Here is a 2,664-nt window from a genome sequence, read left to right on the forward strand (position 1 = left end):
CAGATTTGACAATAACTCTTTTGCTTGCTGTATCCCGCTAAAAATTCGCGCAGGGCGACGAAAATTCGCGTATCTTTGCAGGCAATTTCTGCCCAGCTAAAAGGTGTGTTGTGTTAAACAAAGTTGCCCTGATTACCGGTGCTTTCCGCGCTATCGGCCACCATCTTGCCCGCCATCTCTATCTGCAGGGCTATCATCTGATTCTACTGGCGCGTGATGCGCAGGCGCTGGCAAGCTTTGCCGCCACGCTCGATCCAGCGCGCATCTGTACGCCGTGGCTGCTGCGCGCGCCGGATGCGCAGGGGATTAAAGTCACCACTCTGTGCCCTGACGTGGTGGATACCGATATGGTGCAAGGTTCAGGACTGACACTGAACGAGATGCTGAGCAGCGAAGATATCTGCCGCGCCGTCGATTTCGTCATGTCGCTGTCGCCTGCCGCCGTGGTCGAGCAGCTGACCATTGGCCGCCAGTATCGCCCGCGTAAACCCGCCTGAGCCAAGAGACTTCATGCTGGAACTGAAAGGGGTATCGCATGCTTACGGTGAGCATACGGTACTCGACAACATTAATCTGCAGCTGACGGAAAAACGCATCGGTATTGTCGGCGGCAACGGCTGCGGCAAAAGCACCTTTGTCCGCCTGCTGAATGGCCTGATGTTACCGAAGCAGGGCGAGGTGCTGGTCGATGGCCTCAACACCCGTCAGCACGGTAAAGCGGTGCGGCGCAAAGTCGGCTTTGTTTTTCAGAACCCGGATAATCAGATTGTTTTTCCGGTGGTGGAGGAAGACCTCGCCTTCGGGATGAAAAATCTTGGCCTGTCGAAGGTGGTGATCCGCGAGCGCAGCGATGCCGCACTGGCGCGCTACGATATGCAGGCATTTCGCCAGCATCCAGCGCACCTGCTGAGCGGTGGGCAGAAACAGCTGCTGGCAATCTCCGGTGTGCTGGTGATGGAGCCGGAGTACATCGTGTTTGATGAGCCGACTACGTTGCTGGATCTGCGCAACAAGCACCGTATCGCCCAGACGATTGCCGAACTCGAGCAGACCGCCATTGTGGTCTCGCACGATCTGGAGTTTTTGCAGGATTTCGAGCGCGTGCTGGTGTTCGATCACGGCAAAGTGGTGATTGACGATGTGCCCGCCGTGGCGCTGAAAGAGTACGTCGGGATGATGTCATGACGTTGAGCGACTATATTCCGGGTCATTCCCCGCTGCATCATCTGCCGCCGGGCATCAAAATCCTCACGCTGGCGATCCTCGGTACGCTGCTGTTTGTCTTCCCGCGCCTTGATGCGACTCTCGGCGCGCTGCTGGTGGTGATGCTGCTCTATCCGCTGGCGCGCATCAGCCTGCGTATTATGCTGCTACAGCTGAAGCCGCTGCTGTGGGTGCTGGTGCTGCTGTTTGCCGTGCAGTGGTGGATGGTCAGCTGGCAGTCCAGCGTGCTGGTGATTGCCCGCCTAGCGACGCTGATGCTGATGGCGGCGCTGGTGACGCTTACTACCCGCACTTCAGAGATGATCGACGCGCTGGAGAAAGGGCTGTTCTGGCTGCGCTTCCTGCGCATTAATCCCACAAAAGTCAGCCTAGCGCTGTCGCTGGCGCTGCGTTTTATTCCAGTGCTGGCGGGGATCACCGCCGAAGTGCGCGAAGCGCAAAAGGCGCGCGGGCTGGATCGCAGCGTGCTGGCGGTGGCGATCCCGGTGATTGTGCGTACCCTGAAGATGGCCGATGATATTGCCGCCGCGCTGGAAGCCCGCGACTGGGATCCCCAGCTGCGCCGTGAGCGCAGCGATGCTGAGAAAGTGAGAGAATAATGTCGACCCGAGATATTGTGTATATCGCGCTGTTTGCCGCGATCACTGCCGCGCTGGGCCTGTTCCCGGCCTTCAGCCTTACGGTGATTGCGGTACCAATCACCGCCCAAACGCTTGGTCCGATGCTGGCCGGGGCGATTGCCGGGGCCAAACGCGGTGCGCTGGCGCTGGTGTTGTTTGTACTGCTGGTGGCAATTGGCCTGCCGCTGCTGGCCGGTGGGCGCGGTGGCTTAGGGATTTTCCTTGGCCCCAGCGGGGGATTTATCCTCGCGTGGCCGCTGGCGGCACTGCTGATTGGCTGGCTGTATCAGCGTCATTTGCGATCGCTAACGCCGGTAAAAGAGCTGCTGATCTTGGCGCTGGGCGGCGTGGTGCTGATCTACTCGGCGGGTATTCCGTGGATTGCGCTGGTGGCGCGGTTGCCGGTCAAACAGGTGGCGCTCGGTTCACTTGGCTTCCTGCCGGGGGATATCGTTAAAGTGGTGCTGGCGGTACTGATTGTGCGCGCGGTGCGCCGGGCGTATCCGACCCTGGAATAATCCCGGCCCCTGTGTAGGGGCCGACACTCTTTTGGTCGGCCCGTTTGTGATGCGGATCCTCGGTTACATGCGCAATAAAATCTTGCCCTGCTCCCCCGACTGCACCGCTTTTACCGCTTGATCAATCTCTTCCAGCGCGAACTCCGCCACAATATCGCTGGCGATAACCCCGTCGCGGATAAACGCCATCACCTCGCTGATCCGGCGCTGCACCAGCGCTTTCTCATGTTATGCACCCACAGGCGCAGATGGAAGTTAGAAAAGCGAATGTCCGGGTGCCTGCGCCGGCACTGTTGCAAAGA

At 59.2% G+C, this 2,664-nt stretch carries 5 protein-coding genes; 4 read left to right on the forward strand and 1 reads right to left on the reverse strand.

The genetic code is table 11. The features are described 5' to 3' along the window. The first annotated feature begins 110 nt into the window (after positions 1-110). The 4 genes from BBW68_RS04705 to BBW68_RS04720 are packed head-to-tail and all read left to right on the forward strand — an operon-like array spanning position 111 to position 2,362. The gene (locus BBW68_RS04705; RefSeq protein WP_070134226.1) at positions 111-497 is read left to right on the forward strand and encodes an SDR family NAD(P)-dependent oxidoreductase; all 387 of its coding nucleotides are present in this window, start codon (positions 111-113) and stop codon (positions 495-497) included. A 13-nt stretch (positions 498-510) separates the two neighbouring features. Beyond that, positions 511-1,185 (forward strand): energy-coupling factor ABC transporter ATP-binding protein, encoded by a 675-nt coding sequence (locus BBW68_RS04710; RefSeq protein WP_070134227.1) that lies wholly within the window; start codon positions 511-513, stop codon positions 1,183-1,185. Next, entirely contained in the window at positions 1,182-1,823 is a 642-nt protein-coding gene (locus BBW68_RS04715; protein WP_070134228.1) for an energy-coupling factor transporter transmembrane component T family protein, read from the forward strand. Before BBW68_RS04710 ends, BBW68_RS04715 begins: the two co-directional genes overlap by 4 nt. Next, on the forward strand, positions 1,823-2,362 hold the full coding sequence (locus BBW68_RS04720; protein ID WP_070134229.1) for a biotin transporter BioY: 540 nt from the start codon (positions 1,823-1,825) through the stop codon (positions 2,360-2,362). Before BBW68_RS04715 ends, BBW68_RS04720 begins: the two co-directional genes overlap by 1 nt. Positions 2,363-2,425: 63 nt before the next feature. Here the strand turns inward: BBW68_RS04720 and BBW68_RS19555 are convergent, their stop codons facing one another. Then, complete coding sequence (locus BBW68_RS19555; protein WP_245166531.1) at positions 2,426-2,575, reverse strand: hypothetical protein; 150 nt, start codon at positions 2,573-2,575, stop codon at positions 2,426-2,428. Positions 2,576-2,664: the final 89 nt, after the last annotated feature.

It is taken from the genome of Candidatus Erwinia dacicola (genome assembly GCF_001756855.1).
GTDB classification, from domain to species: Bacteria; Pseudomonadota; Gammaproteobacteria; order Enterobacterales; family Enterobacteriaceae; genus Erwinia; species Erwinia dacicola.

Coding starts and splice junctions, on each gene's coding strand:
- BBW68_RS04720 (WP_070134229.1), top strand. CDS start 1,823: ATGTCGACCCGAGATATTGTGTATATCGCGCTGTTTGCCGCGATCACT.
- BBW68_RS04715 (WP_070134228.1), top strand. CDS start 1,182: ATGACGTTGAGCGACTATATTCCGGGTCATTCCCCGCTGCATCATCTG.
- BBW68_RS04710 (WP_070134227.1), top strand. CDS start 511: ATGCTGGAACTGAAAGGGGTATCGCATGCTTACGGTGAGCATACGGTA.